This window comes from Variovorax sp. GW823-FHT04B03 (assembly GCF_058796495.1).
This window is the reverse complement of sequence record NZ_JBXAIT010000001.1, coordinates 1,705,540-1,720,507: the sequence shown is the minus strand read 5'-3', so window position 1 is coordinate 1,720,507 and position 14,968 is coordinate 1,705,540. Positions and strand designations below refer to the sequence as shown.

The window sequence follows — 14,968 nt, the reverse complement described above, 5'->3', positions numbered from 1 at the left end:
ATCAGTGGATGAAGCCGCCCTTGACGAAGCGCACCGGCTCGGCGTCCATGCGGGCGATGAGCGCGCCCAGGCCATCGGGCGGCAGCACGGCGCCTTTCGCCGAGGCGGCCGGCGGGCTGTCGCTGCGGCACAGCAGGTCGTCGTCGGACCAGCCGGCCTGCCCCGGCTGGCCGCGCACGCGCAGCCAGCCGTCGCGGTCGGCGATGAGCTGCATGCCTGCGAGCTGGTCGGTGCCCGCGATGAGCGCCAGCGCCTCCCACGCGGCCGGTGAATCGGCCACGCAATCGGCGGTGACGCCTGCGGCCTTCAAACCGGGCGGCAGCAGCTGCACCGTCACCAGGCGCGGGTCTTCGCTGGGCGCGACCGCGCCCGCCACGACGCGCACGCGCTGCCCGCGCCACTGCGCGAGTGACTTGGGCGCCTGCGCGCCGCAGCGCACCGCCATGTCGGGCAGGCCGACGGGCTGCGGCCAGTGGCCCTGCGCGCGCAGGCTCTGGCCCGCGCCCTGCGCCTTCATGTAGTCGATGAGCGCCCAGGCATCGGCCGCGTCGAGCGGGCCGCCGAAGCCGGGCATGGCGGCGGTGCCGTGAAGCACGCGCCAGAGCAGGTCGCCATCGGCGCGGCGCCACAGCAGCGGGCCCGTGAGGTTCGGCGGCCACACGGCCAGCGAGGCGGCCAGCGGCCCTTCGCCCTTGCCGTCGGTACCGTGGCAGCTCACGCAGTGCTGCGCGTAGAGCACACGGCCTTGCGCGATCGACGCGGCCGTGAAGCCGGTCGGTGACGCGTGGAAGCTCGCCGGCGTTGCAGGCACGAGCACGACGTTCGCGTGGGGCCAGGGCGCGGCGATCAGCAGCATCGGCACCAGCGCGAGCAGGTACCAGCGCGGGCGCCGCCAGACCAGCGCAATCAACAGCAGCAACAGCGCCACGCCGATGCACACCAGCGTCCACGCTAGGCTGCGCGCCTGCCCCAGGTCGATCAGCAGGTTCTCGCCCGAGAGCCGGTGCGCCCACGGCCACGCCGGCTGGCCGTGCACCTGGCGCACGAGGCCGAGCGCATCGAGCACGCGCAGCAGTTGCACCTGAGCGCCCTGGAGCAGGTCGATCAGGAAATTGAGCCAGTCGGCTTCCGGCAGAGCGTTCATATCTGTTCAAGGGGGCCGCCGCGCACGGCCGCCCGAAGCGGCCGGCCCGCCCCCGGTAGGGGGTTGGCGAAGCGACACGAAGTGCGCGCAGCCTGGGGGCGAGCTACATCTACCAGGTGGCGTCGAGCCCCAAGTGGCGCAGCGCTTCGTGGCGAAGCTCCGCCAGCCGTGCGTGCCCGCGATGCCGCGGATACGGCAAATCGACCACCAGCTCCGCCGCGATGCGCGCCGGCCGGTCGCTCAGCACGATCACGCGGTTGGCGAGGAACAGCGCTTCTTCCACGTCGTGCGTCACCAGCAGCGCCGAGAAGCCCGCGCGCTGCCACAGGTTGACCAGCTCGCTCTGCATCGCGATGCGCGTGAGCGAGTCGAGCTTGCCCAGCGGCTCGTCGAGCACCAGCAGCTGCGGGTCGTTGACCAGCGCGCGCGCCAGGGCCACGCGCTGCGCCATGCCGCCCGAGAGCTGGTGCGGAAAGGCTTTGGCGAAGTCGGTGAGGCCGACGAGCTTCAGCGCCTCGTCGACGCGCCCGCGCTGCGCCTTGAGCACGCCGCGCGCCTGCAGGCCGAGCGCCACGTTGTCCCACACGCTGCGCCAGGGGTAGAGCGTCGGGTCTTGAAAAACGACGATGCGCGACGGGTCGGGCCGCGTGATGGGTGTGCCGTCCTGCGTGATGCGCCCGGCCGTGGCGGGCTCCAGCCCGGCCACGAGGCGCAGCAGCGTCGACTTGCCGCAGCCGCTCGGCCCGAGCAGCGCGACGAACTCGCCGGGCTTCACCGTGAGATCGATGTCGTCGAGCACCTGCAGCGGACCTGCGGGCACGTCGAACCAGTGGCTCACGCCCTGGATGTCGATCTGCGCGCCGGCCTGGCGCACATGGGGTTCAACGGTGGCTACCATTTCACGGTCCCCTTCTGCCACGACAGCACGCGGTCGCGCACCTTGAACAGCAGCGTGATCAGGCCCGAGCACAGCAGCGCCATGACGATCAGCGCCGCGTACATGTTCGAGTACGAAGCCCAGCCCTGCGCCCACGACAGGTAGAAGCCCAGCCCGGCCTTCACGCCCATCATCTCGGCCGTCACCAGCACCGAGAAGGCGGCGCCCAGCCCCATGAACAGGCCCACGAACACCTGCGGCAGCGCGGCGGGAATCGCCACGCGCAGCACCAGGAAGCGCTCGCTCGCGCCCATGGTGCGCGCCACGTCGTAGTAGTTGCGGTTGACGCCCGCCACGCCCGACCACGTCAGCACCGCCACCGGAAAGCCCGTGGCCAGTGCGATGAGGAACACGGCCGCCGCGTAGCTCGATGGAAAGAAGAAGAACGCCAGCGGCAGCAGCGCCGAGGCCGGCACCGGCCCCACGAAGCGCAGCACCGGATGCACCCAGTAGCCCGCGATGCGCGACCAGCCGATGGTCACGCCCGTGAGAAAGCCCGCGAGCGCACCCAGCACGAAGCCGTGGGCGAGCAGCCGCGCCGAATGCGCCAGGCTTTCGCCGAGGCGGCGCCAGTCGTCGATGTAGGTTTCGATGAGGCTCTGCGGCGGCGCGAAGAACGGCGTGGGCAGCAGCGCGAGCTTGGCGGTCGCGATTTCCCAGAGCGCGAAGAGCACCGGCAGCGCCACCAGCCACGGCCCGGCCGGTCGCAGCGTGCGCGCCACGCGGCCCGCGCGCGCGCCGAGCAGCGCCACGAGCAGCAGCGCCGCACCGATGGCGATGGCGGCGATGCCGAATTCGTCGGTGTAGGCCCAGTCGCTGAAGCCCACGGCCTTGTTGGGCCAGTAGACGGTGAGCAGGCCCAGCGCGATCCAGCCCGCGCTCGCGAGCGCGCCGGTGCGCCAGAAGCCTTCGGCGGGGCGCGCGAACACGGCGGCCGGCGCGGCCTTTTCGATGCCAGGGCGGCGCCAGTTCCCCGGCGTCGGCGGTGCTTCCAGCACCCGGTCGATGACGGCGCTCATGCCAGCGGATCGAAGGACACGTGCTCCGCGAAGCGCACCGGGTCGGTGGTCTTCTTGAGCACGCCGACGCCGCGGAAGTCGCGCGCGTAGAACTCCACCTCGTCGCGCAGCTTGCGGCCCAGCGGGTGATGGTTGTGCGTGAGCGTGCCCAGCAGCGCGCGCAGGTCTTCGACCGGCACCTTGGGCGAGTACTTGGCGAAGAGCTTGGCCGACTCGTTCGGGTTCTCGGCCACGTAGTCGGAAGCCTGCGCAATGGCGCGCACCAGCGAGGCGACCGTGGCCTTGTCCTTGCGCACCAGCTCGCCGCGCGCGCCGACGATGCAGCAGACCTTGTCCTTGTACTCGCCCGAGAGGTTGCTCGCGAGTTCGACGAAGGTGCCCTGGTTGCGCTTCTCGATGAGGTAGACGTTCGGGTCGCCGTCGGCGATGGCATGGATCTCGCCCTTCTTCACCGCGATGTCGAGCAGGTCGGCCGGGTACTGGCGCCAGGTGACGTCACGGTCGGCGTCGATGCCGTTCTTGGCCAGCAGGATCGAGAAGAAGTTCTTGCCCGGGCTCGCGATGTCCGACACGCCGATGATCTTGCCCTTGAGGCTGGCCAGGCTGGTGGCGCCCGCGTCCTTGGCGCCCACCAGGCGCACGCAGCCGCCGTGCGAGCTGCCGACGATCTTCACGTCGAAGCCCGATTCGAGCGGCTTGAGCCAGCGGTGGATCATGCCCACGGCCGCGTCGGCCTTGGCGGTGGCGAGCGACTCGAGCAACTGGTCGGTCGAGCCCGTGTAGTTGACGAGGTCCACCTGCAGGCCGTTGCGCTCGAAGTAGCCGCGCTCCTGCGCCACCACCACGGGCGAGAGGCAGAAGGCCGCAGCGTTCCAGGCGAAGGTGAGCTTGCGCGTCTGCTGCGAGAAGGCCTGCGAGGCAATGAGGCCGCCCGAGGCGACCACGGCGGCGGCGGCGCCGGTGCGCAGCACGCTGCGGCGGGAAAGGGATGCGTTCATCGGGGAAAGGCTCCGGGGGTTCATCGTCAAAGCAGGAGTTCGGGTTCGGCCTCGACCAGGCCTTCGTACAGGCTGTCGAAGGAATGGATGGCGCCTTCGGGCCCGCCGATCTGGCCGTGCGTGTGGCGCGCGGTGGCCTCGTCGATCGGCTGCGGCGTGCCTGCCGCCTCGGCCAGCAATTGCGTGTGGCAGGCGTTGTCCAGCGCGATGTACCACCACGCGGCGGCCTCCACGGTGGGGCCGGCCGTCAGGATGCCGTGGTTCTTGAGGATGGCGCCCTTTTTATCGCCCAGCGCGCGGGCGATGCGATCGCCCTCGCTGGTGTCGACCACCATGCCGGTGAAGTCGTCGAACAGCGCCACGTCGTCGTGGAACACGCAGGCGTCCTGCGTGAGCGTGTCGAGCTTGCGGCCCAGCGTGGACCAGGCCTTGCCGTAGGTCGAGTGCGTGTGGGCGGCGGCCACGATGTTCGGGTTGTGCTCGTGGATCGCGGCGTGGATGGCGAAGGCGGCCTTGTTGAGCGGCCGGTCGCCGACGACCGTTTCACCCTTCGCGTTGACGAGCAGCAGGTCGGACACCTTGATGCGCGAGAAGTGCACGCCCAGCGGGTTGACCCAGAAGTGGTCGGTCAGCTCGGGGTCGCGCGCCGTGATGTGGCCGGCCAGGCCCTGCGCGAAGCCGAAGCGCGCGAACAGGCGGAAGGCGCCCGCCAGGCGCTCCTGCCGGTGGCGGCGCTCGGCCTGCACGGTGGGGCGCGGCGGGATGGGGTCGAACCAGTGCTTCTGCTGCGGGTTCGCGTGCAGCTTCAGCGGTTGGGCCGCGTGGCGGTCGATGGACAGGACGGCGCTCATGGCTCAGGCCGCCTTGCGCTGCGACTGCAGGCGCTGCGCGACGAGTTCGCGCGTGCGCGGAATCAGCGCGCGGCCGTAGTCCGCCGCGTCTTCGAGCGGATCGAAGCCGCGGATCAGGAAGGTGGTCACGCCCAGGTCGTAGTAGTCGAGCAGAGCATCGGCCACCTGCTCGGGCGTGCCGACCAGCGCGGTGCTGTTGGAGCGCCCGCCGATCTCCTGCGCGACCGCGGTCCACAGGCGCTTGTCCAGGCGCGAGCCCTTCTCGGCCGCGGCCAGCAGGCGCTTGGCGCCTTCGCTCTGCTGCGGGCCGCCGCGGTTGTAGCCCTGCACCACGCGCAGGCGCTTCGTCTCCGCCAGGATGTTCTCGGCGCGCGCCCATGCCGCGTCTTCAGTCTCCGCCAGGATCGGGCGGAACGACACCGAGAAGCGCACGCTGCGCCCGTGCTTCGCGGCTTCGGCGCGCACGCGCGTCGTGAGCTCGCGCGCCTGGTCGAGCGATTCGCCCCACAGCGCGTACACGTCGGCGTACTTGCCTGCGACCGGGATCGCCGCCTCCGACGCGCCGCCGAAGTACACGGGCACGTGCGGCTTGCCGTGGCGCGTCTGCACCGGCTTCACTTCGGAGAACGCGTTCTGGAAACGGTAGTGCGCGCCTTCGTGGTCGAAGGGCTTCTCGGCCGTCCACACCTTGTGCAGCACCTCGAGGTATTCGTCGGTGCGGGCATAGCGCTGGTCGTGGTCGAGCCAGTCGCCGTCGCGCTTCTGCTCCTCGTCGGAGCCGCCCGAGATGTAGTGCACGCCGAGCCGGCCGCCGCTGAACTGGTCGAGCGAGGCGAACTGGCGCGCCGCGAGCGTGGGCGCCACGAAGCCTGGGCGGTGCGCGAGCATGAAGTGGATGCGCTCGGTCACCGAGGCCGCATAGGCCACGGTGAGCGTGGCGTCGGGGCTGGTGGAATGGTGCGGCACCAGCACGCGGTCGAAGCCGGCGTTTTCGTGCGCCTGCGCGAAGGCGCGCACGTAGTCGCGGTCGATGGCCGGGCCCTTGGCGGCGTGGATCTCCGAGACCTTCTGGCCCTGGATCATGCCGATGAATTCAACGTCGTTCTGGCTCATGGTGTCCTCGTGGATGCGGATGGAATGAAGAGGTCAGGCGGCAGGAAGCCGCAGCAGGTTTTCGAAGCGGCGGTCCCACAGCGGCTTCACGTCGGCCGGGCCGTCGAGCACGCCGATCTTCTGGAAGGTGTCGGCCACGTCCTGGTGGCTGCGCACCACGGCGTCGGTCACCGGGCCCAGGCTGTAGTCGCCGCTGCGGCCGTTGAACAGCTCGACCAGGTCGCCCACGGGCACGCGCGTCTCGGCCGACTGCGCGCGGGCGTAGGCCAGGAAGTTGCCGTTGATCCAGGCGAACGCGCGCTGCAGGCGCTGCAGCAGGTCGCCCAGCGCCGCGCGGCGCAGCGTGTCGTCGAGCGCGCGCGGGTTGGCGTAGATGGGGAAGTTGCCCGACAGGTAGCCCACGCCGGTCTTGAGCGTGCGCGCGCCGTACTGGGTGCGCGCGAGCTGGCCGTTGTAGCCGTAGATGGCCCAGGCATCGAGGTCGCCGCGCGCAAAGGCCGAAAGGCCGTCGGCCGGCGTGAGGCTCACGGGCTGGATGTCGGCGAACGACAGGCCCGCCTCGGCCAGCTGCTTGGCCAGGTAGTAGTGCGAGGTGGTGGCGCGCACATAGCCCACGCGCTTGCCCTTGAGGTCGGCGATGCTGCGGATCGGCGCATCTTTGCGCGCCAGCGTGGCCTGGTTGTTGAGGTCTTCGTGCGTCACGGCCACGAGCCGCACGCTCGACTTCTGCCGCGCCGCGAACACCGGCGGGATCTCGCTGCCCGAGCCCAGGTCGAGCGCATCGCCGTTGATGGCCTCGATGTGCAGCACGCCGTTGTTGAGCTCGCGCCAGTCGATCTTGTAGGGCGTGTCGGCCTGGCCCGAGGCCGTGAGCAGCGGGCGCCACAGGCCCTTGTAGGTGCCCACGCGCAGCGTCACGCCCGACAGGTCACGCGAAGGTGCAGCAGCCTGCGCCACGCCCGAAGCCGCCACGCCCCATGCGGCGGCGGCCTGCAGCAGGCGGCGTCGGTCCAGCGGGAAATCGGGTGTCATGCCTTGTGTTCTTTCTTCTTCACTCACTCACGAGGAGAAGCGAGACCGTACCGAGGCAGGCCCCGAAAACGAACGCAGAAAAACGAATTTGGATATGCGCGATGCATCCTTCGCGCGCTGGCAGCGGGCCTTTACCGTGCGGGCACCATGAGTGCACTCCCCTTGCGCCGCGCGCCGGCCGTTCCCGACACAGACACCCCGCCCTCCGTCGATCCCGCCGTGCTGGCCCACCTGTCGGACCAGTTCGCGTCCACGGCGGCCGACCACGACCGCAGCGGCGCCTTTCCGCGCCAGAACTTCGAGGCGCTGCAGGCGCACGGGCTGATCGGCCTCGTCGCGCCCGTCGCATACGGCGGTGGTGGCGCCACGCTGGCCACGGCACGCCGCGTGATCGCGGCGGTGGCGCGCGGCGAGCCCGCCACCGCGCTGATCCTCACCATGACCTACCTGCAGCACCAGGCGCTCGCACGCCGTGAGAGCCGCTGGCCCGCGCACCTGCGCGAGCGCGTGGCGCGCGACGCGGTGGCGCATGGCGCGCTCATCAACGCGCTGCGCGTGGAGCCCGCGCTGGGCTCGCCGGCGCGCGGCGGCCTGCCCGGCACCGTGGCGCGGCGCACGCCCGAGGGCTGGCGCATCGACGGCCACAAGCTCTACACGACCGGCATCGAGGGCCTGTCGTGGCTGGCGGTCTGGGCGCGCACCGACGAGCCCGCGCCGCGCACCGGCGTTTTCCTGGTGCCGCGCGACGCGCCCGGCATCCGCGTGATCGCGAGCTGGGACCACCTGGGCCTGCGCGCCTCGGGCAGCCACGAGGTGGTGTTCGAGGACGTCGCCATTGCCGCCGACCACGCCGTCGACCTGCGCGCGCCCGCCGACTGGGCGCCCGGCGCCGGCAGCCAGACCGACATCGACGCCCATGCGGCGCAGCAGGCCTGGATGGTCGTGCTGCTGGGCAGCCTCTACGACGCCGTGGCGCGCGCCGCGCGCGACTGGCTGGTCGACTTCCTGAACCGGCGCGCGCCCGGCAGCCTGGGCGCGCCGCTGGCCAGCCTGCCGCGCGTGCAGGAGCAGGTGGGCGAGATCGAGGCGCTGCTGCGCACCAACCGCGTGCTGCTCGACGACGCCGCCGCCGCGGTCGACAGCGGCCACACGCCGCCCGCCACCGACAGCGGCCTGCTCAAGCACACCGTGACCACGCACGCCATCCGCGTGGTCGAGCTGGCGCTGCAGCTGAGTGGCAACCACGGCCTCACGCGCCAGAACCCGCTCGAGCGCCACTACCGCGACGTGCTGTGCAGCCGCATCCACACGCCGCAGAACGACGCGATCCTGGTCGCGGCGGGGCAGCGGGCGTTGCAAGCAGCGGGAGGTGCGGCATGAGCGCGCTGCCAATTTCTCGCCGCAGCTGGCTCGCGCAAGGCGCCGCGTTGTCGCTGGCCGTGGCCGGCCCGTTGCGCGCGGTGGCGCAACCCCAGGCCACGCTGGTGCTCGGCGACCAGGCCGGCGGCCTGCGCTCGCTGTTCGAGGCCTCCAAGGCCCTCGACGACGCGCCCTTCGCCTACCGCTGGGCCAACTTCCAGGGCGCCGCGCCGCTGTTCGAGGCGCAGCGCAGCGCCGCCGTCGACACCGCGATGGCCGGCGACCTGCCCGTGCTCGCGGCGGCCGTCGGCAAGACGCCGCTGAAGATCGTCGCCACGCGCGTGGGCAAGGCCGAGTCGCTGGGCATCGTGGTGCAACCCGACTCGCCGCTGCGCCGCGTGGCCGACCTGCGCGGCCAGACGGTGGTCGTCTCGTCGGCGCGCGGCAGCATCTCGCAGTACCAGCTCTACGGCGCGCTCGAAGAGGCCGGCGTGCGGCGCGACGAGGTCACGGTGAAGTTCGTGCTGCCCACCGACGCGGCGGCCGCGTTCGCGTCGAAGCAGATCGACGCCTGGGCCATCTTCGACCCCTACTACGCGATCGCGCTGCAGCAGGGCGGGCGCATCCTGCGCGACGGGCGCGGCATCAACACGGCGCTGGGCTTCATCACCGCGAGCGAGCATTCGCTGGCCGATGCGGCCAAGCGTGCGGCCATCGTGCAGTTTCTCGAGCGGCTCGCCCGCGCGGGCGACTGGGCGCTGGCCAACCCCGAGGCCTATGCGCAGGCCTACAGCCAGCTCACGCGGCTGCCGATCGCGTCGGCGCGCCTCATCACGGCGCGCGCCTCGGTGGCGGGGCGGCCCGTGAGCGAGGCCGACATCACCGCGCTGCAAACTGTGGCCGACCGCTCGGCGCGTGACGGTATCCTTCCCACACGCGTGGATGTGCGCGCGATCACCGACACCCAACTCTGGAAACGCCCCGCATGATTGCTCCGCTGCGCGATTTCGTCGGCGCCTTCGGCCGGCTGCTCGACAGTCGGCCCGACGAGCCGCGCATCCTGTCCGAAGGCGGCGCGCTGCTGCGCACGCTGGTGGCGCGCGACGACTGGCTGCCCGACGCCTTCGCCGTGGCCGACCCGACCTACTACCAGCAGTTTTTGCTGCACGCCGACAGCACCGAGCGCTTCTCGGTCGTGAGCTTCGTCTGGGGGCCGGGCCAGGCCACGCCGGTCCACGACCACACGGTGTGGGGCCTGATCGGCATGCTGCGCGGCGCCGAGTACAGCCAGCCCTCCGCGCTCGACGCCGACGGCACCGCGCGGCCCCAGGGCGAGCCGGTGCGGCTCGATGCGGGCCATGTCGAGGCCGTGTCGCCCACCGTGGGCGACCTGCACCGCGTGCACAACGCGCACGCCGACCGCGTGTCGATCAGCATCCACGTGTACGGCGCCAACATCGGCGCCGTGCGCCGCCACACCTACCCGGCCGAAGGCGGGCGCAAGCCCTTCGTCTCCGGCTACTCCAACACGCTGCTGCCCAACCTGTGGGACCGCTCCGCCGAACTCCGAAACACTGCCGCATGACGACGACAACGACCGACTCCTTTCCCCTGCTGCCCTTCGCCGCGCTGCGCGAACGGCTGATCGCGCGCGAGGAGACCGCGCTGCTCGACCTGCGCGAGGAAGACCCCTTCGCACAGGAGCACCCGCTGTGGGCCGCGAACCTGCCGCTGTCGCGCATCGAGATCGAAGCGTGGCGACGCATTCCGCGGCGCGACACCTTCATCGTGCTGTACGGCGCGCACGACGGTGTCGATCTCGCGCCCCTCGCGGCACGCACCTTCGCCGCGCTCGGCTACACCAACGTGCACCTGCTCGACGGCGGCCTCGAAGGCTGGCGCGCGGCGGGCGGCGAGCTGTTCCGCGACGTGAACGTGCCGAGCAAGTCCTTCGGCGAACTGGTCGAGCACGAGCGCCACACGCCCTCGCTGTCGGCGCCCGAGGTGAAGGCGCTCATCGACAGCCGCGCCGACGTGGTCGTGCTCGACGCGCGCCGCTTCGACGAATACCAGACCATGAGCATCCCCTCGGCCACCAGCGTGCCCGGCGCGGAGCTGGTGCTGCGCGTGCGCGAGCTCGCGCCCGACCCGGCCACGCGCGTGATCGTGAACTGCGCGGGCCGCACGCGCAGCATCATCGGCACGCAGTCGCTCGTGAACGCGGGCGTCCCGAATCCGGTCGCGGCGCTGCGCAACGGCACCATCGGGTGGAAGCTCGCGGGCCAGGTGCTCGACCACGGCGCGGGCCGGCAGGCACCGGCTGCGGTGTCGGAAGCGAACCGCGCGCAGGCACAGGCCGACGCGCGCCGCGTGGCCGACGCCGCGGGCGTGCGCCGCATCGCCTTCGACGCGCTCCACACGCTCGAAGCCCCGGGCCGCACCGTGTACCGCTTCGACGTGCGCACGCCCGAGGAATACACCGCCGGCCACCTGCCCGGCTTCGCGAGCGCGCCCGGCGGGCAGCTCGTGCAGGAAACCGATCACCAGGTGCCGGTGCGCGGCGCACGCATCGTGCTGGCCGACGACGACGGCGTGCGCGCATCGATGAGCGCCTCATGGCTCGCGCAGATGGGCTGGGAGGTGTACGTGCCCGATGCGGTGCCGCCAGCCGCCGCGCTCAGCGAAACCGGCACGCCGACCTCGGCCTACCCGCCCGTCGCGGCCACGGTCACCGAGATCGCGCCCCAAGCCTTGGCCGAGTTGCTGAAGCAGCAGCCCGCCACCGCCGTGATCGACGTGACCACGAGCGCCAACTACGTGAAGCGCCACATTCCCGGCGCCTGGTACGCGATCCGCGCGCAGCTGGCGCAGGCGATCGACCGCCAGGCCCTTCCATCCGCGCCGCGCTACGTGCTGACCTGCGGCAGCAGCCTGCTCGCACGCTACGCCGCCGCGGACCTGCGCGCCCTGCTCGACGCACGCGGCCAGCGCGACGTGGAGGTGCAGGTGCTCACGGGCGGCAACACCGCCTGGTTCGCCGCCGGGCTGCCGGCCGAGACCGGCGAGACGCGCCTGGCCACGGCCCGCACCGACCGCTACCGCCGGCCCTACGAAGGCACCGACGCGCCCGCAGAAGCCATGCAGGCCTACCTGGACTGGGAGTTCGGGCTGGTGGAGCAGCTGGGGCGCGACGGCACGCATCACTTCCGCGTGGCCTGAGCGCGAAGAGCGCAGACGAAAAAAAGCCGGGCATGCCCGGCTTTTTGCTTTCGCTGTCGCGCAGCCCCGGCTCAACCCGGCTCGGCCGCCTTGAACAGTGCCGCGACCTTGCGCTTGCTCTTGATGTTGCTCGAGATGCCGCGTGCGGGCGCGGCCTTGGCCGACGCTTCCCAGGCCGGTGCGGCTTCGCGTTCGCCGGATTCGTAGGGCTTGTCGAAGAACGGGTCGCGCGGCGCCGACGGCGCACGGTGCGGGCGGCCACCGCCGCTCATGCTGCGGCGGGTGTCGGCTTCGCGGCGTTCGCGCGGCTGGTCGAGCACGTCGCGTGCGTCGCCGGCTTCGCCTTCTTCACGCCAGTGGCGGCGTCCGTCGTTGATGCGGCCGCGCGGGCGGTCTTCCTCGAACTCGACGGGTTCGAGCTCGATCTTCTTCTTGATCAGCTTCTCGATGTCGGCCACCAGGCGCGCATCGTTGCCGCCGCTGGCGAAGCTCACGGCCAGGCCGGAGGCGCCGGCACGGCCCGTGCGGCCGATGCGGTGCACGTAGTCTTCGGCGTTGAACGGGATGTCGAAGTTGAAGACGGCGGGCACGTCCTTGATGTCGAGGCCGCGGGCCGCGACGTCGGTGCACACCAGCAGGTCGACTTCGCCGGCCTTGAACGAGGCGAGCGCCTTCAGGCGTTCGTCCTGGCTCTTGTCGCCGTGCAGTGCGGTGGTACGCAGACCGTCGCGCTCCAGCGAGCGTGCGAGGCGCGCGCAGCCGAGCTTGCTGTTGACGAACACGAAGGCCTGCGTAATGCCGCGCTGCTTGACGATCTGCTTGAGCGCACGGCGCTTGTCGTCGTCAGAGACGCTGTAGAAGTGCTGTTCGACGGTGGAGGCCGTTTCGTTCGGCCGCGCCACTTCGATGGTGACCGGGTTCTGCAGGTAGCTGCTGGCCAGCCGCTTGATTTCGGGCGAGAAGGTGGCCGAGAACAACAGCGTGGTGCGCTGCTTGGGCAGGTAGCTCAGGATGCGCTGCAGGTCGGGCAGGAAGCCGATGTCGAGCATGCGGTCGGCCTCGTCGAGCACGACGTATTCGACCTGGTTGAGCACCGCGTTCTTGGCTTCGATGTGGTCGAGCAGACGGCCCGGCGTGGCCACGAGCACTTCGACGCCCTTCTTCAGCTCCAGCGTCTGGGGCTTCATGTCGATGCCGCCGAACACGACCGTGCTGCGCAGGTTGGTGTACTTGGCGTACAGCTTGACCTGTTGCGCGACCTGGTCGGCCAGCTCGCGCGTGGGCAGCAGCACCAGCGCACGCACCGGATGCCGCGCGGGCGAGGTGGAGGCGTTTTCGTGCTTGAGCATGCGCTGCAGCAAAGGCAGCGAAAACGCCGCCGTCTTGCCGGTGCCGGTCTGCGCGGCGCCCATCACGTCCTGGCCTGAAAGCACGACCGGAATGGCCTGTGCCTGGATGGGCGTCATGGTCTCGTAGCCCATTTCGGCCACGGCGCGGGCCAGCGGTTCTGCCAGCGATAGATTGGAGAAGGACATTGTCATTGAGCCTTCTATTGTCGCATTGCCGCAAAAAACGGCAGTGACAACGAAACGACAACATCCGCGCAGGCCGAATTGCTATCTATTCAATAGCAAAAACCCCAATGAATCCGGGGCTCTCGGGAGACAATCTTTACAGATTGCGCGCGTTGAAGGTGTCGCAGGACTTCATTTCACCCGTCTGGTAGCCCGTGCCGAACCAGCGTTGGCGCTGCGCACTGGAGCCGTGGGTGAAGCTGTCGGGCACCACGGCGCGGCCTGCGGAGCGCTGCAGGGCGTCGTCGCCGATCTTCTGCGCGGCGTTCATGGCGGCCTCGATGTCGCCCGGATCGAGCCACTTCTTCGACTCCTGCGAGTGGTGCGCCCACACGCCCGCGAAGCAGTCGGCCTGCAGCTCGACGCGCACGCTGATGGCGTTGTTCTGCGACTGGCTCAGGCGCCCGCGCATGCCGTCGACCTTGGCGGTGATGCCGAGTTCGTCCTGCACGTGGTGGCCCACCTCGTGCGCGATGACGTACGCCTGCGCAAACTCGCCGGGCGCGCCGAGCTGGTTCTTGAGGGTGTCGTAGAACGCCAGGTCGATGTAGACCTTCTTGTCGCCCGGGCAGTAGAACGGCCCCATGGCCGATTGACCGGTGCCGCAGGCCGTGGGCGTGGCACCGCGGAACAGCACGAGCCGGGGTGCCTGGTAGTTGCCGCCGCTCTTGCGGAAGAGATCGGTCCAGACCACCTCGGTGTTCTTCAGCACGGTGGAGACGAAGGCCGCCTCGCGGTCGCCGGTGGGCGGCTTGGGCGCGGGGCCTTGCTGCTGTTGCTGCACCTGGACCGGGTCGCCGCCGCCGCTGAGCAGGCTCAGCACGGTGAGCGGATTGATGCCGAAGATCCAGCCCGCGATGAGCGCGACCGCGATGGTGCCGATGCCGATGCCACGCCCGCCGATGAAGCCGCCGCCTCCGCCACCACCCCCGCCGTCACGGCGGTCTTCGACGTTGTCGGATTGTTCGTTGCCTTCCCATCTCATCGCAGTCTCCTTGCCGGCTTGCTGAACGGCGTATTTGCCGGAACGTCGCAGGATGGTACTTGGCCCGGCCGCCCGGAACGTAACTGGCGGTCAGGATGCCTGTATCAGGCTGTCAGGTCTTGGGCAGCGTGACGCCGCGCTGGCCCTGGTACTTGCCGCCGCGGTCCTTGTAGCTGGTCTCGCAGACCTCGTCGCTCTCGAAGAACAGCACCTGCGCGCAGCCTTCGCCCGCGTAGATCTTGGCGGGCAGCGGCGTGGTGTTGCTGAACTCCAGCGTCACGTAGCCTTCCCATTCGGGCTCGAACGGGGTCACGTTGACGATGATGCCGCAGCGCGCGTAGGTGCTCTTGCCCAGGCAGATGGTCAGCACGTTGCGCGGGATGCGGAAGTACTCCACCGTGCGCGCCAGCGCGAAGCTGTTGGGCGGAATGATGCAGTAGTCGCCGTGCATGTCGACGAAGCTCTTCTCGTCGAAGTTCTTCGGGTCGACCACGGTGCTGTGGATGTTGGTGAAGACCTTGAACTCGGGCGCGCACCGGATGTCGTAGCCGTAGCTCGAGGTGCCGTAGCTGATGATCTTGTGGCCGTCGTTCTCGCGCACCTGGCCCGGTTCGAAGGGATCGATCATTCCTTCGTTCTCGGCCATGCGCCGGATCCATTTGTCGCTCTTGATGCTCATATGCGCTCGCTGATGCTGCTGCGGAGGAAATCGGGGCCGAATTGTGGCATGGGCGCCC

General features: G+C 70.4%; 14 protein-coding genes. 4 read left to right on the top strand and 10 right to left on the bottom strand.

What is annotated here, in order from left to right; all coding sequences use genetic code 11:
* Nucleotide 1 precedes the first annotated feature (1 nt).
* The 7 genes from AC1RAD_RS08020 to AC1RAD_RS07990 all read right to left on the bottom strand — a co-directional run bounded on the left by AC1RAD_RS08020 (nt 2) and on the right by AC1RAD_RS07990 (nt 7,094).
* Nucleotides 2-1,144, bottom strand: coding sequence for a c-type cytochrome (locus AC1RAD_RS08020; protein ID WP_492734436.1), 1,143 nt, complete (start codon nt 1,142-1,144; stop codon nt 2-4).
* A gap of 109 nt (nt 1,145-1,253) precedes the next feature.
* Nucleotides 1,254-2,042 carry an ABC transporter ATP-binding protein gene (locus AC1RAD_RS08015; RefSeq protein WP_492734435.1) on the bottom strand — a complete coding sequence of 263 codons (789 nt, stop codon included), beginning with the start codon at nt 2,040-2,042 and terminating at the stop codon, nt 1,254-1,256.
* A complete protein-coding gene (locus AC1RAD_RS08010) occupies nt 2,036-3,100 on the bottom strand; it encodes an ABC transporter permease (RefSeq protein ID WP_492734434.1) in 1,065 nt (354 codons plus the stop codon). The genes AC1RAD_RS08015 and AC1RAD_RS08010 overlap by 7 nt, the downstream gene beginning before the upstream one ends.
* Nucleotides 3,097-4,098 carry an ABC transporter substrate-binding protein gene (locus AC1RAD_RS08005; RefSeq protein WP_492734433.1) on the bottom strand — a complete coding sequence of 334 codons (1,002 nt, stop codon included), beginning with the start codon at nt 4,096-4,098 and terminating at the stop codon, nt 3,097-3,099. The genes AC1RAD_RS08010 and AC1RAD_RS08005 overlap by 4 nt, the downstream gene beginning before the upstream one ends.
* A gap of 26 nt (nt 4,099-4,124) precedes the next feature.
* Nucleotides 4,125-4,949: a class II aldolase/adducin family protein gene (locus AC1RAD_RS08000; RefSeq protein WP_492734432.1), complete on the bottom strand. Its 825-nt coding sequence runs from the start codon at nt 4,947-4,949 to the stop codon at nt 4,125-4,127.
* Between the two features lie 3 nt (nt 4,950-4,952).
* Nucleotides 4,953-6,062, bottom strand: a complete 1,110-nt coding sequence (locus AC1RAD_RS07995; RefSeq protein ID WP_492734431.1) for an LLM class flavin-dependent oxidoreductase — start codon at nt 6,060-6,062, stop codon at nt 4,953-4,955.
* A 33-nt stretch (nt 6,063-6,095) separates the two neighbouring features.
* Nucleotides 6,096-7,094 (bottom strand): ABC transporter substrate-binding protein, encoded by a 999-nt coding sequence (locus AC1RAD_RS07990; protein WP_369644273.1) that lies wholly within the window; start codon nt 7,092-7,094, stop codon nt 6,096-6,098.
* Between the two features lie 147 nt (nt 7,095-7,241).
* Here AC1RAD_RS07990 and AC1RAD_RS07985 point away from each other — a divergent pair, with 147 nt between their 5' ends.
* From AC1RAD_RS07985 to AC1RAD_RS07970, 4 genes are read left to right on the top strand one after another with little or no spacing between them, the layout of a single operon-like run.
* Nucleotides 7,242-8,474, top strand: coding sequence for an acyl-CoA dehydrogenase family protein (locus tag AC1RAD_RS07985; protein ID WP_492734430.1), 1,233 nt, complete (start codon nt 7,242-7,244; stop codon nt 8,472-8,474).
* Nucleotides 8,471-9,442 (top strand): ABC transporter substrate-binding protein, encoded by a 972-nt coding sequence (locus tag AC1RAD_RS07980; RefSeq protein ID WP_492734429.1) that lies wholly within the window; start codon nt 8,471-8,473, stop codon nt 9,440-9,442. Before AC1RAD_RS07985 ends, AC1RAD_RS07980 begins: the two co-directional genes overlap by 4 nt.
* Complete coding sequence (locus AC1RAD_RS07975; protein WP_492734428.1) at nt 9,439-10,038, top strand: cysteine dioxygenase family protein; 600 nt, start codon at nt 9,439-9,441, stop codon at nt 10,036-10,038. The genes AC1RAD_RS07980 and AC1RAD_RS07975 overlap by 4 nt, the downstream gene beginning before the upstream one ends.
* Nucleotides 10,035-11,672: a rhodanese-related sulfurtransferase gene (locus AC1RAD_RS07970; protein ID WP_492734427.1), complete on the top strand. Its 1,638-nt coding sequence runs from the start codon at nt 10,035-10,037 to the stop codon at nt 11,670-11,672. Before AC1RAD_RS07975 ends, AC1RAD_RS07970 begins: the two co-directional genes overlap by 4 nt.
* Before the next feature lie 71 nt (nt 11,673-11,743).
* On the opposite strand, the gene AC1RAD_RS07965 is transcribed toward AC1RAD_RS07970, so the two are convergent.
* From AC1RAD_RS07965 to dcd, 3 genes are all read right to left on the bottom strand, one after another.
* Complete coding sequence (locus tag AC1RAD_RS07965; protein WP_062477554.1) at nt 11,744-13,213, bottom strand: DEAD/DEAH box helicase; 1,470 nt, start codon at nt 13,211-13,213, stop codon at nt 11,744-11,746.
* 130 nt (nt 13,214-13,343) lie between these two features.
* Nucleotides 13,344-14,231, bottom strand: a complete 888-nt coding sequence (gene ypfJ / locus AC1RAD_RS07960; protein ID WP_159277955.1) for a KPN_02809 family neutral zinc metallopeptidase — start codon at nt 14,229-14,231, stop codon at nt 13,344-13,346.
* 112 nt (nt 14,232-14,343) lie between these two features.
* Nucleotides 14,344-14,910, bottom strand: coding sequence for a dCTP deaminase (dcd, locus tag AC1RAD_RS07955; protein ID WP_062477547.1), 567 nt, complete (start codon nt 14,908-14,910; stop codon nt 14,344-14,346).
* Nucleotides 14,911-14,968: the final 58 nt, after the last annotated feature.